Raw genomic sequence first — 17,809 nt, 5'->3', positions numbered from 1 at the left:
GGATGGCAGGCGCCACATACGACCCCAGTGGGAGCGAGCCTGCTCGCGAAGAACGATAACGTGGTCATCCAAACGTACCGCGATGTACGCATTCGCGAGCAGGCTCGCTCCCACAGGTCGGAAGCAATCGACTCAGATCGCTTCCAGCTTCGCATAGCCCAGCATCAGCCACTTGCTGCCTTCGCTGAAGTTCACCTGCACCCGCGCCTGCGCACCGGCGCCCTCGAAGTTAAGGATCACGCCGTCGCCGAACACCGAATGGCGTACTGCCTGGCCCAGATTGAAACCGGTGTCCGGAATCTCGCTGCCGCCGAACAGGCTGCTGGAACTCTGCTGCTGGCCACCGCCGAACGGGCGGCTGACGCTGTTGGACAGACGCACTTCCTGGATCAGCCCTTTCGGCACTTCGCGTACGAAACGCGAGACCTTGTTGTAGGTTTCGCTGCCATACAAGCGTCGGGTTTCGGCGTAGGTCATCACCAGGTTCTGCATTGCCCGGGTAATGCCCACGTAGGCCAGACGCCGTTCTTCCTCGAGTCGACCGGGTTCTTCCAGGCTCATCTTGTGAGGGAACAGGCCTTCTTCCATGCCCACCAGGAACACGTAAGGGAATTCCAGGCCTTTGGCGCTGTGCAGGGTCATCAGTTGAATGCTGTCTTCATGCTCGTCGGCCTGGGTGTCGCCGGCCTCCAGCGAGGCATGACCGAGGAATGCCGCGAGTGGCGTCAGGTCTTCGTCTTCTTCGCTGTTTTCGAAGTTGCGCGCGGCGCTGACCAATTCCTCAAGGTTTTCTACCCGGGCCTGGCCCTTTTCGCCTTTTTCCGCTTCGTGGTAGGCGATCAGCCCCGACTGCTCAATGACGGTCTGGGTCATCAAGTGCAATGGCATTTCCAAGCATTTGGCGGCGAGGTTCTCAATCAGCTCGATAAACGCGCCCAGTGCGCCGGCCGCACGTCCGGTCAGGCCTTTATTGGCGACCAATTGGCGCATGGCTTCCCACATCGACACATCGCTGTGGCGCGCGTGATCGCGGATCGCCTCGACAGTTTTCTCGCCAATGCCACGGGCGGGCACATTGATCACTCGCTCCAGCGCTGCATCGTTACCTCGACCTTCCAGCAAGCGCAGGTAAGCCATGGCGTTTTTGATTTCCGCCCGCTCGAAGAAGCGCTGTCCGCCATAGATGCGATACGGAATGCGCTCGCGCAGCAAGGCTTCTTCCAGCACGCGGGATTGGGCGTTGGAGCGGTACAGAATCGCGATATCGCTGCGGGCGAGGCCGGTTTTCAGCGCGCTTTCGATGGTTTCCACCACGTAGCGTGCTTCGTCGTGTTCGTTGAACGCGGCGTACAGATTGATTGCTTCACCATCGCCGCCATCGGTCCACAGCTCTTTGCCGAGCCTACCCGTGTTGTTGGCGATCAAGGCGTTGGCGGCCTTGAGAATGCCCGCAGTGGAGCGGTAGTTCTGCTCCAGGCGAATGGTTTCGGTGTCCGGGAAGTCGGCGGAATACTGGTGGATGTTTTCGATCTTCGCCCCACGCCAGCCATAGATCGACTGATCGTCGTCGCCCACCACCATCAAGCTCTCGCCGCCCTTGGCCAGCAGGCGCAACCAGGCGTACTGCACGGCGTTGGTGTCCTGGAACTCGTCCACCAGCACATGGCGGAAGCGTTTCTGGTAGTGCGCCAACAGGCCCGGATGGTCGCGCCACAGATCGAGGGCGCGCAGCAGTAGTTCGGAGAAGTCGATAACGCCAGCGCGCAGGCACGCGGCCTCGTAAGCCTCGTAGATGCTGCGCATGGTCGCCAGGAACAGATCGCCGCTGGCCTGGATGTGCTGCGGACGCAGGCCTTCATCCTTTTGGCCATTGATAAACCACTGCGCCTGACGCGCCGGCCAGCGCTGCTCATCCAGCCCCAGTTCACGGATTACCCGTTTGACCAGGCGTTGCTGGTCGTCGCTGTCGAGAATCTGGAAGGTCTGGCTCAGCCCGGCTTCCTGCCAATGCGCCCGCAACAAGCGGTGCGCCAGGCCGTGGAAGGTGCCGACCCACATGCCGGCCGGGTTGATCCCCATCAACTGCTCGATGCGATGGCGCATCTCGGCCGCAGCCTTGTTGGTGAAGGTCACCGACAGGATGGAGTGGGGCGAGGCGTTCTCGACCTGGATCAACCAGGCGATACGGTGCACCAGCACTCGGGTTTTGCCGGAGCCAGCACCGGCCAGGACCAACTGACGACCCACGGAGGCAGCTACGGCCTGGCGTTGGGCATCGTTGAGGGAGTTCAGCAGAAGGGAGAGGTCATCGCGCATCGGGGCATTCTAGGGGGACGCGTCACACCGGGCAAACCCCACGGCGTTTTAGCCGATGAAAGAAGCGCCGAGGACGACCGGTCAGTCATTGGCTGCAGCCATTGCCGGGGCTCGCTCGCCAGCATTTGGCCAGTGGCCGGTGATGGCCATTTCCGCCGTTTTAATGACCGGCAGCAGTTTGGTCCGCCCGTTGGCTTGTGTATGCTCGGTCGACGTTTCGGGCTCATGCTCATCATTATAAGAACAAGAAATTGCCTATGACCCTCAGCACCGATCCGTCGGGCCCCTCCGTGGAGCCACGGGTTATCCGCAAGCAGTACGCCATGGAAATGGCGGTCGAGCGCACACGCCTGCTGTATCAAGGCTCGCTGCTGCCGACGCTGTTCATGTTGATCAACGGTCTGGTCTGCGCCGGTTTGCTTTGGAGCCCACAGCGTTATTTCCTGGTGAGTGTCTGGCTGATCTGGCTGCTGTCGCTGGTGGCGCTGCGGGTCATTCAAGTGGCGGCGTTCGACTCGGCGATCCCCAGCCGCCAGGCGCAACCGATCTGGCAACGCATGTTTCTCCTGGGCTCGGCCCTGACTGGCCTGACCCTCGCCGGCGCCGGCATTGCCCTGGTGCCCGCCGACAGTTTCCAGCAACAAGCCTGGGTGTTCGGCCTGATCGGCGCGGCGGCCCTGTCGGCCAGCGTCGCTTACGCCGTCAGCCTGCCGGCCTATCTCTCCTTCACCTTGCCCTGCCTGCTGCCGGCGATCCTCTATCTGTTTTGGGGCGGCGACCCGCAAGCGCAGGGGTGGGGCTGGCTCGGGCTGATTCTCTTGGGATCGCTCAGTGTGGTGGCCTGGCAGGTCAATCGGTTGATCCAGCGCGGCCTGCTGCGACGCTTCCAGAACCAGGCGTTGATCGAGCATTTGCAGCAGGCACAAAGCCGCAGCGATCAACTCAATCAGGAACTGGCGCGGGAAGTCGAACAGCGTCGGCATGCTGAAGACGAGTTGCGCGAAGCCCAGGTCGGGCTGGAAAGCCGCGTTGCCCAACGCAGCCTGGAACTGGATGTGGCCAACCAGGCCTTGAGCAAAAGCGAAGCGCGTCTGGCCCTGGCGTTGAAGGCCAGCGAGCTGGGCTTATGGGACTGGAACCTGCAAACCGATGAAGTGCATCACACGCAGGTTAAAGAGCTGTTTGGCCTGGAGCCGGAGTACGTCACCGCCATGCTCAGCCACCTCAAGCCGCGCCTGCATCCCCAGGATGTGCCGTCGCTCAAGCGCGCGCTGGTGGAGCACCTCAAGGGTCGCACCGAGGATTACCAGATCGAATACCGCGTGCGCCACGGCGACGGGCATTGGGTGTGGATCGAAGACCGCGGCCGGGTAGTAGAGCGGGCGGCCAATGGCCGAGTGCTGCGCATGCTCGGCACCCGGCGCGATATCAGCGCCAGCAAGGGCCTGGAAGCGCAGCGGCAATTGGCGGCAACGGTGTTCGAGGCGGCCAGCGAAGGCATCGTGATCTTCAATCCCGACTACGAACTCATCGCGATCAACCAGGCATTCAGCCGGCTCACCGGCTATCACATCGATGACATGCTGGGCCGCAACGTGGTGGAGTTGCCGTGCAGTCGCGATGCCCGGCGCCACTACAGCAGCATCCGCCAGGCGCTGGCGCAGCACGGCAGTTGGCAGGGCGAGTTGGTGGAAACCCGCAAGAACGGCGAGCTGTACCCGCAATGGCTGCACCTCAACGCGGTACGCGACAGTCGCGGGCATGTCAGCCATATCGTCGGTTTTTTCGCCGATCTGTCGGCGCGGCGCGAATCCGAAGAGCGCATGCGCTACCTCACCCATTACGATGAACTGACTGGCCTCGCCAACCGCTCGCTGTTCCGCGAGCGCCTGCGTGAAGCCCATCAGCGCGTGCGCCAGGGCGGGCGCAGCCTGGCGTTGCTGCACATCAACCTCGACCGTTTCAAATTGCTCAACGACAGCCTCGGCCACGAAATCGCCGATCTGCTGCTGCAAAAAATGGCGCGTCGGTTAATCAACGCGTTGCCGGAGGCCGACACCATCGCGCGGCTGTCCGGCGATGAATTCGCGGTGCTGTTCGATACCTACGGCAACTTGTCGAGCCTGGCGCGGGTGGCCACGCGACTGTCGAGCAAACTGCGCTTGCCGCTGACCGTGGAAGGGCATGAACTGGTGGTCAGTGCCTCGATGGGCATCAGCATGCTGCCCGATAACGCCCGGGAAATTTCCGCGCTGGTCAGCCAGTCGAACATGGCCATGCAGCACGCCAAGCATCTGGGCGGCGACAATTTCCAGTTCTACACCGAGAGCCTGCAAGCCAGCACCCTGGAGCGCCTGCAGCTGGAAAACCAACTGCGCAAGGCCATCGAAGAGCGCCAGTTGAAGGTCTTCTACCAGCCGAAACGGTGCCTGGAAACCGGCAAGCTGAACGCGGCTGAAGCCTTGGTGCGCTGGGATCATCCGACCATGGGCCGGATCCCGCCCGCCGACTTTATCGGCCTGGCGGAAGAGACCGGGCTGATCGGGCCGATTGGCGAGTTCGTGCTGCGGCAGGCCTGCTGGCAAGCCTGTGAATGGCAGCGTCAGGGTCTAGAGCCGATTCGTGTGTCGGTGAATCTGTCGGTGCATCAGTTGCGCCAGGGCAAACTGGTCAGCCTGGTGCGGCAAGTGCTGGAGGAAACCGGCCTGGCGCCGCACTACCTCGAGCTTGAATTGACTGAAAGCCAGTTGCTCGACAGCGTCGAGCACATCATCGCGACCTTCCAGCAGTTGCGCGATCTGGGGGTGAAACTGGCGATCGATGACTTCGGCACGGGGTACTCGTCGTTGAGTTACCTAAAGCGCATTCCGGTGGACTACGTGAAGATAGACCAGGCGTTTATCCGCGGGTTGGGGCAGGGCACGGTGGACGCGGCGATTACCCGCGCGATCATCGCCATGGCTCACGGCCTGTCGCTCAAAGTGGTGGCCGAAGGCGTGGAGTTTCAGGAGCAGCTGGAATTTCTGAAGGCCGAGCGCTGCGATGAAGTGCAGGGCTATTTGATCAGCCGCCCGATGGAGGCCGATGGCCTGGCGGCGTTGCTGCGCGCGGAGTTCGGGGCTACATGAGGCGGACCCGCCTGAATGCGGGGCATGTTGTTACGCTTTGGACGGGCAAAAAGGCAATTCATGTAGTATAACTACAAGATTGCTACATCCCCGGCGTCTGTCCACTACATGTCTGCCCCATAACAAGAGTCCAGCCCCTTGAATCTGTTGCAACACATTGCCCAGTCCCGTCATCTGTTACGCAAGTCGGAGCTCAAGGTCGCCGACCATGTGCTGCTTGACCCTGCGGCCGTGATGCACAGCTCCATGGCTGATCTGGCTCACAGCGTGGGCATCAGCGAGCCGACGATCGTGCGCTTTTGCCGGGCGATCGGTTGCTCCGGGTTCCAGGACCTGAAACTCAAATTGGCACAAAGCCTGGCGGCCGGCGCGAGCTTTGGCCAGTTCGCCATTCATGAAGACGATTCCGTCGCCGACTACAGCCTGAAGATCTTCGACACCACCCTGCACACGTTGATGGAGGTTCGCGAGAAACTCGATCCGCTGGAGTTGCAACGGGCGGTCACCCTGATGTCCCAGGCCCAGCGCGTGGAGTTCTACGGGTTTGGCGCCTCGGGCGCGGTAGCAGCGGATGCCCAGCACAAGTTCTTCCGCTTGTTGCTGACGGCGGCGGCCTATTCCGATCCGCATATGCAGGCGATGTCGGCGGTGACGCTGAAGCCAACCGACGTGGCGATCTGCATTTCTCAATCCGGCCGTTCCAAGGACCTGCTGATCACTGCCAACCTGGTGCGTGAAAGCGGCGCCTCGCTCATCACCTTGTGCCCGAGCCAGACGCCGCTGGCCGAGCTGTCGACCGTCAACCTGGCCATCGATGTGCATGAAGACACTGAAATCTACACGCCGCTGACCTCACGCATCGCCCACCTGGTGGTGATCGACGTGCTGGCCATGGGCGTCGCCATGGCGCGCGGCCCGAGCTTGGTGAACCACCTCAAGAGCGTTAAACGCAGCCTGCGCAGCTTGCGCCTGTCCCCCAAATCGGTAAAAGCCCTCGACGATTGAGCCTGGTTTTGGCTTTTTGTGGCGAGGGAGCCTGCTCCCGCTGGAGGCCGCAGGACTACATCCCCCCAACAGCGAAATAAACCGATAAAACCTCCGATGCAGGTTTTGGGGCCGCTCCGCGACCCAGCGGGAGCAAGCTCCCTCGCCACAGGGGAGCGCCACGGCTGCAACTTTCATCAGCCTGTAACCCCTGCGCCGCCAAACCGTCATGCTCCACGCCTATCGTGAAACTCCCGTACTCGCCTTGGGAGACTCGAAATGGCTCAGCCCTACGAAGAACGCAACAGCGCCGCCAAAACCCGTCGTCAGCAAGAAGACCAGCGCCGCATGGAGTTCCGCCGCGCGATCGAAGATCGCTGCGAGAAACGCGCACTGCTCGCTGAAATCGGCGACTTTCCTGACATGAGCGACCTCAACTACTGGCAGGCAGAGTCGGCAGCTTCCCGTCGAAACGCTCAACCAGGCCACTGATCTGCACGCGCTCGCTGCGGATAAACGCAAGGAACGCGTGAGCCACCGGTGACAGGCGTTTCGCCTTGGCCTGCACCAGGCACCAACTGCGATACAGCGGCAACTCTTCGACCGGCAGTTCCACCAGCGCGCCGGTCGCCAGCTCCAGGTTCAGGGCGTGGCGCGTCAACAAGGCCACGCCCAGCCCTGCCAGCACGCATTCGCGTTGCGCCTCGGCCGAGGCCACTTCGGCGGTCTGGGTGAAGTGCACGCGCTTCTCTTTGAAATACTCTTCACACGCCAGTCGAGTGCCCGAGCCGGGTTCGCGCACCAGCAAGGTATAGGGCTCGAGATCCTGCAGGCGCAACGGGCCCATGTGCGAAAGCGGATGATCCGGCGGCGCCACGGCAACGATCGGGTTGTTGAGAAACGGCAGAAACTCCAGGCCCATGTCCTGCGGCACCATCGACATGATCACCAAGTCATCGCGGTTATCCGACAGGCGCCGGATCACTTGTCCACGGTTGACCACGGTCAGGTGCAGGTTTACTTCCGGATGCTGGCGCTTGAACGCGGCGAACAGATGCGGCACAAAGTATTTGGCGCTGGATTCCACCGCGAGTTTGAGCTGGCCTTGCAGTGAACCCTGCATGTCCGAGAGCTGCATATCGAGGTTTTCCAGACGTCCGAAGATGTCCCGGCTGGCACGTTGCAAGGCTTCGGCGGCTTCGGTCATGTAGAGTTTTTTGCCGACATAATCGAACAAGGGCTGGCCAATCAGCTCCTCGAGTTGACGAATTTGCAGGCTCACCGCCGGTTGCGTCAGCGACATTTCGTCGGCAGCACGGCTGTAAGAGCGTAAGTCGCACACCTCATTGAAGATCTGCAATTGACGCAAAGTCATACGCATCAATGACTTACGCATATATTGGTCGCTCCTAGCTGGACAGATCGTCCAACTATAAGTCTTTATTTATGCACGACCCAATAATTAATCATTTTTGTTAATCCCTCCCTAGGACTAGTGTGGTGGCGCGACCATATTGAAACATTTGGTCATGCGTCGACCTGGTCTAGCAGGTCGTGGTGCCACCGGCTCAAGGGAACCTCCAAGTGATAACAAAGATCCTGATCGCCAACCGTGGTGAGATTGCCGTCCGCATCGTGCGGGCCTGTGCCGAAATGGGCATCCGCTCGGTGGCGATCTATTCCGATGCCGACCGTCATGCGCTGCATGTGAAACGCGCGGACGAAGCCCACAGCATTGGCGCCGAGCCACTGGCGGGCTACTTGAATGCGCGCAAACTGGTGAACCTGGCGGTGGAGACGGGTTGTGATGCCCTGCATCCGGGCTACGGATTTCTCTCGGAAAACGCCGAGTTGGCCGACATTTGCGCCGAGCGCGGCATCAAATTCATCGGTCCATCGGCGGAAGTGATTCGCCGCATGGGCGACAAGACTGAAGCCCGTCGCAGCATGATCAAGGCCGGCGTGCCGGTCACTCCTGGCACCGAGGGCAACGTCGCTGATATCACCGAAGCCTTGGTTGAAGGTGATCGCATCGGTTACCCGGTGATGCTCAAGGCCACCTCGGGTGGTGGTGGCCGCGGTATCCGTCGCTGCGACAGCCGCGAAGAGCTCGAACAAGCCTTCCCCCGCGTCATTTCCGAAGCCACCAAGGCCTTCGGTTCGGCGGAAGTGTTTCTGGAAAAATGCATCGTCAATCCCAAACATATCGAGGCGCAGATCCTCGGTGACAGCTTCGGCAACGTGGTGCACCTGTTCGAGCGTGATTGCTCGATCCAGCGCCGCAACCAGAAGCTCATCGAAATTGCCCCGAGCCCGCAACTGACCCCGGAACAACGCGCCTACATCGGCGACCTGTCGGTGCGTGCGGCCAAAGCCGTGGGCTACGAGAACGCCGGCACCGTGGAGTTCCTGCTCGCCGAGGGCGAGGTGTACTTCATGGAGATGAACACCCGGGTGCAGGTGGAACACACCATCACCGAAGAAATCACCGGGATCGACATCGTTCGTGAACAGATCCGCATCGCTTCCGGCTTGCCGCTGTCGGTCAAGCAAGAAGACATTCAGCACCGGGGTTTCGCCCTGCAGTTCCGGATCAACGCCGAAGACCCGAAAAACAACTTCCTGCCCAGTTTCGGCAAGATCACCCGTTACTACGCGCCCGGCGGTCCCGGCGTGCGCACCGACACAGCGATCTACACCGGCTACACCATCCCGCCGTTCTACGACTCCATGTGCCTGAAACTGGTGGTCTGGGCGTTGACCTGGGAAGAAGCGATGGACCGTGGCTTGCGCGCCCTCGACGACATGCGTCTGCAAGGGGTCAAGACCACCGCCGCGTACTACCAGGAAATCTTGCGTAACCCGGAATTCCGTAGCGGCCAGTTCAACACCAGCTTCGTTGAAAGCCACCCTGAACTGACTAACTACTCGATCAAGCGCAAACCCGAAGAGCTGGCCCTGGCCATCGCCGCCGCCATCGCCGCCCACGCAGGCCTGTGAGGAACACTTCCAATGACTAAGAAAATTCACGTTACCGACACCATCCTGCGCGACGCCCACCAATCGCTGCTCGCCACGCGCATGCGTACCGAAGACATGCTGCCGATCTGCGACAAGCTCGACAAAGTCGGCTACTGGTCGCTGGAATGCTGGGGCGGCGCGACCTTCGACGCCTGCGTGCGCTTCCTGAAAGAAGATCCGTGGGAGCGCCTGCGCCAACTGCGCGCCGCGCTGCCTAACACGCGTCTGCAAATGCTCCTGCGCGGCCAAAACCTGCTGGGCTACCGCCACTACAGCGACGACGTGGTCAAAGCCTTCGTCGCCAAAGCCGCAGTCAACGGCATCGACGTCTTCCGTATCTTCGATGCCATGAACGACGTGCGTAACCTGCGCGTAGCCATCGAAGCGGTGAAGGCCGCCGGTAAACACGCTCAGGGCACCATCGCCTACACCACCAGCCCAGTGCACACCATCAAGGCATTCGTCGCGCAAGCCAAGCAAATGGAAGCCATGGGTTGCGACTCCGTCGCGATCAAGGACATGGCCGGCCTGCTGACCCCCTACGCCACTGGCGAGCTGGTCAAAGCGTTGAAAGCCGAGCAATCGCTGCCCGTCTTCATCCACTCCCACGACACCGCCGGCCTGGCCGCGATGTGCCAGCTCAAGGCGGTCGAGAACGGCGCCGATCATATCGACACCGCTATTTCCAGCTTCGCCTGGGGCACCAGCCACCCGGGCACCGAGTCGATGGTCGCTGCGCTCAAAGGCAGCGAGTTCGACACCGGTCTGGACCTGGAACTGCTGCAGGAAATCGGCTTGTACTTCTACGCTGTGCGCAAGAAGTACCACCAGTTCGAGAGCGAATTCACCGCCGTCGACACCCGTGTGCAAGTCAACCAAGTGCCGGGCGGAATGATTTCCAACCTGGCCAACCAGTTGAAAGAGCAGGGCGCGCTGAACCGCATGGGCGAAGTGCTGGCGGAAATCCCGCGGGTTCGTGAAGACCTCGGCTTTCCGCCGCTGGTGACCCCGACCTCGCAAATCGTCGGCACCCAGGCGTTTTTCAACGTACTGGCCGGTGAGCGCTACAAAACCATCACCAACGAAGTGAAGCTGTACCTGCAGGGCGGCTACGGCAAAGCGCCGGGCACGGTGAACGAGAAACTGCGCCGGCAGGCGATTGGCAGCGAAGACGTAATCGATGTTCGTCCGGCCGACCTGCTCAAGCCGGAAATGACCAAACTGCGCGGCGAAATCGGTGCGTTGGCCAAGTCCGAAGAAGACGTGCTGACCTACGCCATGTTCCCGGACATCGGCCGTAAGTTCCTCGAAGAGCGCGAGGCCGGGACGCTGACGCCGGAAGTACTGCTGCCGATTCCTGAAGCCGGTGGCGTCGCCTCCGCCAAGGGCGAAGGTGTACCGACCGAGTTCGTCATCGACGTCCACGGCGAAACCTACCGCGTCGACATCACGGGTGTCGGCGTCAAGGCCGAAGGCAAGCGTCACTTCTACCTCTCCATCGACGGTATGCCGGAAGAAGTGGTGTTCGAACCACTCAACGAATTCGTCAGCGGCGGCAGCAGCAAGCGCAAACAAGCCACGGCCCCGGGCCATGTCAGCACCACCATGCCGGGCAACATCGTCGATGTGCTGGTCAAGGAGGGGGACGACGTCAAGGCAGGCCAGGCTGTGCTGATCACCGAAGCGATGAAGATGGAAACCGAAGTCCAGGCCGCCATTGGCGGTAAGGTCACGGCGATCCATGTGGCCAAGGGCGACCGCGTTAACCCGGGCGAAATCCTGATCGAAATCGAAGGCTGAATCATCCGCCTCGGTCCAACGCTTTAAACCTCGGGGGAGCATGTGCTCCCCTTTTTTTGCCTGACGTTTATGGCCAATCCTACAACCCTGTGGGAGCGAGCCTGCTCGCGAAAGCGTGACTCCGGCGCGCATCGATGTTGGGGCGGCCTCTTCACGAGCAGGCTCGCTCCCACATCAATCAGTGCGCTGTTAAAACACCATCCGCCATTGCCCCATTAAGCCGTGGTTGCGGCTATCGGTGCCGAGCTCGCCGGTGAGGCCGACGCCCAGCGTATGGTCCTTCGACACGCCCAGGTCGAGCCCCGCGTCGAGTTTGAGGCTGTTGCGATCCAGCAGCGCGCCATCCAGGTCGTAAGCCCTGCCGCCGGCGACCAGTTTCTGCCGGGTGACGCTGTCGAGCTTGCCGTAGGTGTGCTTCCAGCCGGCGCTGAGTCGGGGAGTCAGGCGCATGCCGTTATCCAGGGTGTTCACTTGCGCCAGGCGTAAACCGAAGGTGCTGTTGAGGTTGCTCTGCGCCTGCTCGTACACCTTCAGTGCGGCGGCGCCACCTTTTTCAGTGAAGCCGTCCCGTTGATAGCGTTGGTAGCCGAGGCTGGCGAAGGGTTCGATGGTGTGGTTGGCGCGGCCGAGGTTGTAACCCACTTCAGCGAAGGCTTGTTGGGTGCTGGCGTCATAACGGCCCTTGGGGCTGTCGCGGAAACCATTGAAGGCGATAGTGCGTTTGCTGCTGCCGTCGTGGCTGCTGTAGGTCGCGCCGAGACGCAGGGACATCGGGCCGTTCTGGCGCAACGCATAAGCGCCTACATGCCAGCTGTCGAGGTCGCCATCGAGCTGCTTGGCGTCCATGCGGGTCTGGGATTTACCGCCGATCAAGCCCAGGCGCCATTCCTCGTCCAGTCGCCAATCGGCGCCCAGCACCAAGCCTTGGGTGCTGTGGTGCAAGGTGTCGAAATCCCTGTCCAATTTGCCGCCGTGGCCGAGTGCCTGAAGCCACACTCGGCTCTGCTCGCCGCCACCCGCCGCGATCCTGGGACCATGGCGCGAGCCACTTTGCGCGGCGCTGTCCAGTTGGCGCATGGCCGCGAGCAGGCTGTCACTGACCGGGCCGGCCGCGCTGAGCGTGGTCTTGGCCAGGTTGGCGTTGCTGCCGGCGGCGAGTTGTTCGAGGGCAAGTTGCGCGCCCTGTTTGGTCGAGCGCAGCAAAGCGCTGACCGCTGCGCTGCTGGACGCCTGTGAGACCGCGCCGGGCTTGGCGGGCTCCAGGCTGTCGGCGATGCGCCGGGCGTTTTCGCTGGTGGCGACGCTGGCAACGGGCACTTCGTTTCGAGTGTAGGAAAGCATCGCTTTGGTGGCGTCATAGGTGACGACAGGTGTCATGTACGCGAGGTTGCTAACGACGGGACCAAACTCGCCTTCGAGTTTGCCTGCCTCGAGGACAATGTGATGGCTTTGTTCATAATCTGGCGGTGCGGCAACGACACTCAGTGTGGCCTTGTTGAGGTGAGCCGTGCCGTCAACTTTAATGGTTTCACTCGATCCATCGGCGGTGATGCCATACCTCACTTGCGCGCTGTTTGTCAGGGTCATATCACCGCTGACATGAGGAGCGCCCCTGAGTTTGTCGGCAATCAAATAACCCTCTACGTGCAGGCTGCCAACGGTTCCGGTGCCGCCAAGGGTGGCGGACGGATCAACTTGGACATGCCCTCGTATTTCTCCGTTGTTGATCAATGTACTTTCACCAAAAACTCGGGCTCCGATCTCAAAATCACCTTTGCCGGTTGACGTCCACGTTCCTTGTTTAACGTAAAGCCCTTCGACGTTGAGTGTCTCTGGCAGATCGCCGCCATCAGGGGCGTCCAGTTGGATGATGTCTGTGCCTGCACCACCCGCAATACGGCCTTCGAATCTTCCGCCGTTCACGACCACCAACACATCATTGCCTCGGCCCAATCTGAATGCGCCCTCGCGGTTATTGGGTGTAAGCGCATCAACCACGGTGCGATTGGTGGAAGTGGCCATGACGGTCTCCAGCCTGGCCAACGGATCAGCCTCGGGCGCCATCGCCACCGGCGAATCCACAACCGCCGAGGCAGCCTCGGGCGACAGTTGTTGCGCCAATGAAAACTCTGCACACCCCAGCGCCAGCGCAATAGTCAGCGCCAGGTGATGGGGAAGGTATTTATGTTGAGCGGGCATCGAGTCCGGCCTCTTGATCAGAAAGCCAAAACTCTAAAAGCGTGGGCAGGGCGCTGGATGCCGGGCATTTCTGGCGATCCTGCGGGCAATCGGATTTTCCTCTGCGGAAAAAAGACAGCCTTGCAGGTTCGTCGCTAGCGAGCCTGCAATCTGCGGAGAATTACCTTACAGCTTTCACGGAAGACTCTGAATTTACCGTCAGAAGTTCATCTGCCATTGTCCTATCAACCCGTGATTGCGGCTGTTGCTGCCCAATTCACCGCTGTAGCCAAGGCCCAGGTTATGCCGCGCGGAGATGCCCAGATTGAGACCCGCTTCCAGCACCAGACTGTCGCGATCCAGTGAACTGCCTTCGACGCTGAACGCCGTACCGCCACCGAGGAACGCCTGTTGAGTCGAAGTGCTGACGTCGCCATACGTATGTTTCCAGCCAGCGCTCAGGCGTGGGGTCAGGCTCATGCCGTTGTCGAGGGTGCTGAGGTGGGCCAGGCGCAGGCCGAAGGTGGTGCTGAAGTTGTCCTGGGTTTGGCCGTCGACTTGCAGCGCGGCGGCCCCGCCTTTTTCGTTGTAGCTGTCACGGTGGTAGCGCTGGTAACCGAGGTTGGCGAAGGGCTCGGCGCTGAGGCGGCCGCTGCCCATCGCGTAGCCAAGTTCGGCGAAGGCTTGTTGGCTGTCGGCGTCGTAATCGCCTTTGGGGCGGTCGTTGAAGCCGTTGAAGGCCACTGTGCGTTTGCTCTCGCCCTGGTGGCCGCTGTAGGCCGCGCCGAGTCGCAGGGCGAGAGCGCCGCTTTGACGCAAAGCGTAGACCCCGGCGTGCCAGCTTTCGACATTGCCGTCGACGCCGGTGGCGTCGAGGTCGGTTCGGGAATAACCGCCCAGCACGCCGACTCGCCATTGCGGATCGAGGGCCCAATCGGCACCGAGCACGCTGCCCTTAGTGCGTTGTTCCAGGCCACTGCTGCCGTGTTCGCCGTCGAGCTTGCCGTAGCCGCCAATGCCTTGCAGCCACAGGCGGCCCTGGGCGTTCGGGTCGTTCAGGTTGCGCGCTTCGGCCGGTACGCCGGTGGCCGCGAGCACAGGGGTGTCCCGTTGCTCCAGGCCGACCATAAAGCCTGCGCCACCGCCCATTTGCTGCATGGCACTGAGCATGCTGCCACCGACCTGACTGCTGGCGCCGAGGGTCGCGCTGGTCAGGTTGGCGTTGCTGCTACCGGAAAGTTGTTCGATGGCGGCGCCCGCCGTGGCGTTGGTGGTGTTAAGCAGCGCGTTGTACAGCGCATTGCTCTGGCCCAGCGAGGCCAGGCTGCGGGCGGCGCTGCTGCCATTGGCGGTGACCGCGAAGTCGTTGAACGCCACGTCATTGCGGGTGTAAGTCAGGTCGACTTGGGTGGCGCTGTAATCCAGGGTCGGGGTGATAAAGGCGTAGTCGCTGGTGACCTGGCCGAAGGTGCCGTTGATGTGGCCAGCCTGCAGCACGGTGTAATGGCTCTGCCACGGGTAGGTGCCGCTGGCCGGGTTAACCGCCAGGGTCGCGCCATTGAGGTTGGCCGTGCCGCCGACCTTGACCGGTGCGCTGCTGCCGTCGGCGTTGACGCCATAGGCCAGGGTCGCACCGCGACCGAGGGTCAAATCACGCGTCACCGTTGCCGTGCCCAACCCGGTGTGGGTGCGCAAGGTGCCGTTGACCGTCAGGCTGCCCACCGAACCACCGCCGGCATACACACCGCCGCTGTCGACCGTGAGGTCGCCGGCAATCCCGCCCTGGTTGATCAGCGTCGCGCCATTGCGCACCGCGCCGCCATCGCTGAAGTCGCCGCTGCCGGTCAAGGTCCAGGCACCTTGCTTGACCTCCAGCCATTCGAAATGGCGACTGGCGCCGAAGCTGCCGCCCGCTGCGTCGTCCATCAGCACACGGTCGTAACCGCTGCCGCCATCGACCACGCCGTTAAACCGACTGCCGTTGCGCAGGGTCAGGCTGTCGTTGCCCGCGCCGAGGTCGAGCGCCAAGCCATTGCTGCCGCTGATCAAGCCGCCGTTGACCACGTTGTCGTCGAACTCACCGACGAACTTCACGCCAAAGCCGCTCAGGCCCTGGATGGTGCCGAAGTTTTCCAGAGCGGTGGCCGCGACCCCGGCACCGCCACTGCCGTCGTCCACCAGGATAGCGCTGGTGGCGCCGCTGATCAGCGCATCCTTGCCGTTGTATATGGAGCCGCCGCCCAGCGCGATGCCTTCACTGCCGTTGGCAAAACCGTTCTTGTCCACGCCACCGGCGCCGATGCCCTGGATAGTGCCGTAGTTTTCGATATGGCCGATCAAATCGATGTCGACACCATCGCCGTCGCCATTGGGCTGCAAGCCCGAGTACGCGCCGGTGATGACGCCGTGGTTGATCACAGTGCCGTTACCGTCGGAGCCGAAGCCCGAGCCGTTGCGCCCGGTAATCTGACCAAAGTTAGTGAGCGTGGCGCCGAGGTCGGTGGTGATGCCGTGACGACCGCCGGAAATGGTTCCGTAGTTGACCACCGTGACGCCGGTCGCCGAGTCGATATCGATGCCGTCGAACTTGTCGTCGGCGATGCGCGAATCGCCGGTGGAAATTTCGCCGTAGTTGGTGATGGTGGCGTTGGCGCCGGTCTTCATGCCGTCGCTGGCGTCGCCGCGAATCAACCCGCCCGCGCGGTTGATGATGGTGGTCTTCACGCCGTTGCTGCGCAAGGCGTCGAGGTCCAGGCCCTGGCCGGTGGTGGAGCGGATGATGCCGCTGTTGTCGATCAACAGGCTGCCGCTGACAAAGTTGCTGTCGATGCGCAGCGCGTCGTTGAAGCCCAGAATCTGCCCGCCGCTGCGGTTATAGATGCTGTAGTTGCGCGCCTGGGTCAGGTCGCCACTGCTGTCGATCGCCCGGCCACCGGTGGAAATGATCTTCCCGGCGTTATCGATAACCACCCCGGCCCCGCTGGTGCTGTCCTTCAAACTCACCGCCTTGCCAGCGTTGGTGATACTCCCCGGCGCCGTCACCGTCAACGTATCGGCCCCGCCCATGACTTGCGCGGCGGTGGTGGCCGTGTCGATCACGATGGCCTGGTACGGCGCGGCGAGGGCGCCAGTGCTGATCAACAGGGCGATGGACAACGACAAACGCTGGGGCGAGAACAGCATGAGCGGACAGCCTTTTGTTATAAGCGGGGCGTCCTGTATAGCGGAGGGTTTTTACAGAATGATGATAAAGCGGCGGCTTTTCGAACTGCATTTAATTGCAGATAGGGAACTCGATTTTCAGCGGTAACTGCAATTAATTGCAGGTTGCGAAGGAAATTGCCGTTCGTATCTGCACTAAATTGCAGATTCCGCTCTGGCGTCTTGAGGTGAAGTTGAGGCCGCGGGTAAACGGCTAGCGATTAAGGAGTTGAAATGACGCTGAGTATTGATGCTCGAGCTCGACTTATTGAGAGCATTCAGCAGGGAATCGCCGACGGAAGTCTGGGTCTTGACGGTGCCGTACGCCGCCTACGAGTCGAAGTCACCGGCCTGCACCAGGCGCGATTCGCGAAGATGTGCAAAATTTCGGTGCGCACGCTGGTGCATATCGAGCATGGGGAAGGCAACCAAACATTGAAGTCGCTGAACGCGGTGTTTCGGCCGTTTGGGATGAGGATGGCGGCAGCACGATCAATCGCGGCATTCAGCCAAGCTTTTCACTTGCCCGCCATTCGCCTGGTTCTCCTCGCTCAACCAATGCTCGAAACCCGCGCCAATCGCCGGCCATTCCGAGTCGATGATCGAGTACCACGCCGTGTCGCGGTTCTGCCCCTTGACCACCATGTGCTGGCGGAACACGCCCTCGAAGCTGAAGCCCAAACGCTCGGCGGCGTATTTCGAGCGGGCGTTGCCGTTGTTGCATTTCCACTCCAGACGCCGATAACCCAACTCGAAACTTTCCTTGGCCAGCAGGTAAACGGCCTCGGTGCTTTTCGGTGAGCGTTGCATCGGCGCGCCGAAGGTGACGTGGCCGATTTCGATGCGGCCCTGGGCCGGGACGATCGACATCAGGCTGAGGATGCCTTGCACCTGACCCGTGGCGCGGTCGATGACGCTGAAGAAATACGGGTCGCTGCTCGCCGCGTGGCCCTGCAGCCAGGCGTCGAAAGCGGCGCGCTCGGGGAAGGGGCCGTAAGGCAAATAGTCCCAGAGTTTCGGGTCGGCGCCGGGGCCTTCAAGGGCTTGCCACAGCTGATCGGCGTGGCGCGCCGGATCTAGTTTTTCCAGGCGAATGAAGCGCCCTTCGATCAGTTGCGTGGACGGCGCCGGGGCGCCTTTCCAGTCGGCGAGTGAGGTCGACATGCTGTACTCCTGAGGGC

General features: G+C 61.7%; 11 protein-coding genes and 1 pseudogene. 7 read left to right on the top strand and 5 right to left on the bottom strand.

Going from position 1 to position 17,809, the window contains the following annotated elements:
• Positions 1–132 precede the first annotated feature (132 nt).
• Positions 133–2,316 (bottom strand): DNA helicase II, encoded by a 2,184-nt coding sequence (uvrD, locus tag RG836_RS06670; RefSeq protein ID WP_310844243.1) that lies wholly within the window; start codon positions 2,314–2,316, stop codon positions 133–135.
• Positions 2,317–2,573: 257 nt separating this feature from the next.
• Between uvrD and RG836_RS06665 the strand changes: the two genes are divergently transcribed.
• The 3 genes from RG836_RS06665 to RG836_RS06655 all read left to right on the top strand — a co-directional run bounded on the left by RG836_RS06665 (position 2,574) and on the right by RG836_RS06655 (position 6,920).
• Positions 2,574–5,444, top strand: a complete 2,871-nt coding sequence (locus tag RG836_RS06665) for a putative bifunctional diguanylate cyclase/phosphodiesterase (protein ID WP_310844241.1) — start codon at positions 2,574–2,576, stop codon at positions 5,442–5,444.
• A gap of 138 nt (positions 5,445–5,582) precedes the next feature.
• On the top strand, positions 5,583–6,449 hold the full coding sequence (gene hexR / locus RG836_RS06660; protein ID WP_007954250.1) for a transcriptional regulator HexR: 867 nt from the start codon (positions 5,583–5,585) through the stop codon (positions 6,447–6,449).
• A gap of 258 nt (positions 6,450–6,707) precedes the next feature.
• Positions 6,708–6,920, top strand: coding sequence for a PA3496 family putative envelope integrity protein (locus RG836_RS06655; RefSeq protein WP_310844239.1), 213 nt, complete (start codon positions 6,708–6,710; stop codon positions 6,918–6,920).
• Here the strand turns inward: RG836_RS06655 and RG836_RS06650 are convergent.
• Positions 6,862–7,824: a LysR family transcriptional regulator gene (locus tag RG836_RS06650; RefSeq protein ID WP_310844237.1), complete on the bottom strand. Its 963-nt coding sequence runs from the start codon at positions 7,822–7,824 to the stop codon at positions 6,862–6,864. The genes RG836_RS06655 and RG836_RS06650 overlap by 59 nt on opposite strands.
• A gap of 188 nt (positions 7,825–8,012) precedes the next feature.
• Between RG836_RS06650 and RG836_RS06645 the strand changes: the two genes are divergently transcribed.
• The gene (locus RG836_RS06645; protein WP_310844235.1) at positions 8,013–9,428 is read left to right on the top strand and encodes an acetyl-CoA carboxylase biotin carboxylase subunit; all 1,416 of its coding nucleotides are present in this window, start codon (positions 8,013–8,015) and stop codon (positions 9,426–9,428) included.
• Positions 9,429–9,440: 12 nt separating this feature from the next.
• On the top strand, positions 9,441–11,249 hold the full coding sequence (gene oadA, locus RG836_RS06640; RefSeq protein WP_310844233.1) for a sodium-extruding oxaloacetate decarboxylase subunit alpha: 1,809 nt from the start codon (positions 9,441–9,443) through the stop codon (positions 11,247–11,249).
• Between the two features lie 189 nt (positions 11,250–11,438).
• On the opposite strand, the gene RG836_RS06635 is transcribed toward oadA, so the two are convergent.
• Positions 11,439–12,626, bottom strand: a complete 1,188-nt coding sequence (locus RG836_RS06635) for an autotransporter outer membrane beta-barrel domain-containing protein (protein ID WP_310844232.1) — start codon at positions 12,624–12,626, stop codon at positions 11,439–11,441.
• Positions 12,627–12,692: 66 nt separating this feature from the next.
• Here RG836_RS06635 and RG836_RS06630 point away from each other — a divergent pair, with 66 nt between their 5' ends.
• A complete protein-coding gene (locus tag RG836_RS06630; RefSeq protein ID WP_310844230.1) occupies positions 12,693–13,034 on the top strand; it encodes a hypothetical protein in 342 nt (113 codons plus the stop codon).
• Positions 13,035–13,646: 612 nt separating this feature from the next.
• Here RG836_RS06630 and RG836_RS06625 read toward each other — a convergent pair.
• A complete protein-coding gene (locus tag RG836_RS06625) occupies positions 13,647–16,610 on the bottom strand; it encodes an autotransporter outer membrane beta-barrel domain-containing protein (RefSeq protein ID WP_310844228.1) in 2,964 nt (987 codons plus the stop codon).
• Between the two features lie 252 nt (positions 16,611–16,862).
• Between RG836_RS06625 and RG836_RS06620 the strand changes: the two are divergent.
• Positions 16,863–17,120 (top strand): annotated as a pseudogene (locus RG836_RS06620) (helix-turn-helix domain-containing protein); the annotation flags it as partial.
• Here the strand turns inward: RG836_RS06620 and RG836_RS06615 are convergent.
• Positions 17,121–17,792 carry a GNAT family N-acetyltransferase gene (locus tag RG836_RS06615; protein ID WP_310844226.1) on the bottom strand — a complete coding sequence of 224 codons (672 nt, stop codon included), beginning with the start codon at positions 17,790–17,792 and terminating at the stop codon, positions 17,121–17,123. It abuts the pseudogene before it with no gap.
• Positions 17,793–17,809 lie beyond the last annotated feature (17 nt).

It is taken from the genome of Pseudomonas rhizozeae (assembly GCF_031583775.1).
Lineage (GTDB): Bacteria > Pseudomonadota > Gammaproteobacteria > Pseudomonadales > Pseudomonadaceae > Aquipseudomonas.
This window is presented reverse-complemented; position numbering and strand designations above follow the sequence as displayed.

Bases quoted from the DNA above. Each gene is read 5' to 3' on its own strand.
- uvrD (WP_310844243.1), bottom strand. From the start codon at position 2,316: ATGCGCGATGACCTCTCCCTTCTGCTGAACTCCCTCAACGATGCCCAA.
- RG836_RS06665 (WP_310844241.1), top strand. From the start codon at position 2,574: ATGACCCTCAGCACCGATCCGTCGGGCCCCTCCGTGGAGCCACGGGTT.
- RG836_RS06655 (WP_310844239.1), top strand. From the start codon at position 6,708: ATGGCTCAGCCCTACGAAGAACGCAACAGCGCCGCCAAAACCCGTCGT.
- RG836_RS06650 (WP_310844237.1), bottom strand. From the start codon at position 7,824: ATGCGTAAGTCATTGATGCGTATGACTTTGCGTCAATTGCAGATCTTC.
- oadA (WP_310844233.1), top strand. From the start codon at position 9,441: ATGACTAAGAAAATTCACGTTACCGACACCATCCTGCGCGACGCCCAC.
- RG836_RS06635 (WP_310844232.1), bottom strand. From the start codon at position 12,626: ATGACACCTGTCGTCACCTATGACGCCACCAAAGCGATGCTTTCCTAC.
- RG836_RS06630 (WP_310844230.1), top strand. From the start codon at position 12,693: ATGGCTTTGTTCATAATCTGGCGGTGCGGCAACGACACTCAGTGTGGC.
- RG836_RS06625 (WP_310844228.1), bottom strand. From the start codon at position 16,610: ATGCTGTTCTCGCCCCAGCGTTTGTCGTTGTCCATCGCCCTGTTGATC.
- RG836_RS06615 (WP_310844226.1), bottom strand. From the start codon at position 17,792: ATGTCGACCTCACTCGCCGACTGGAAAGGCGCCCCGGCGCCGTCCACG.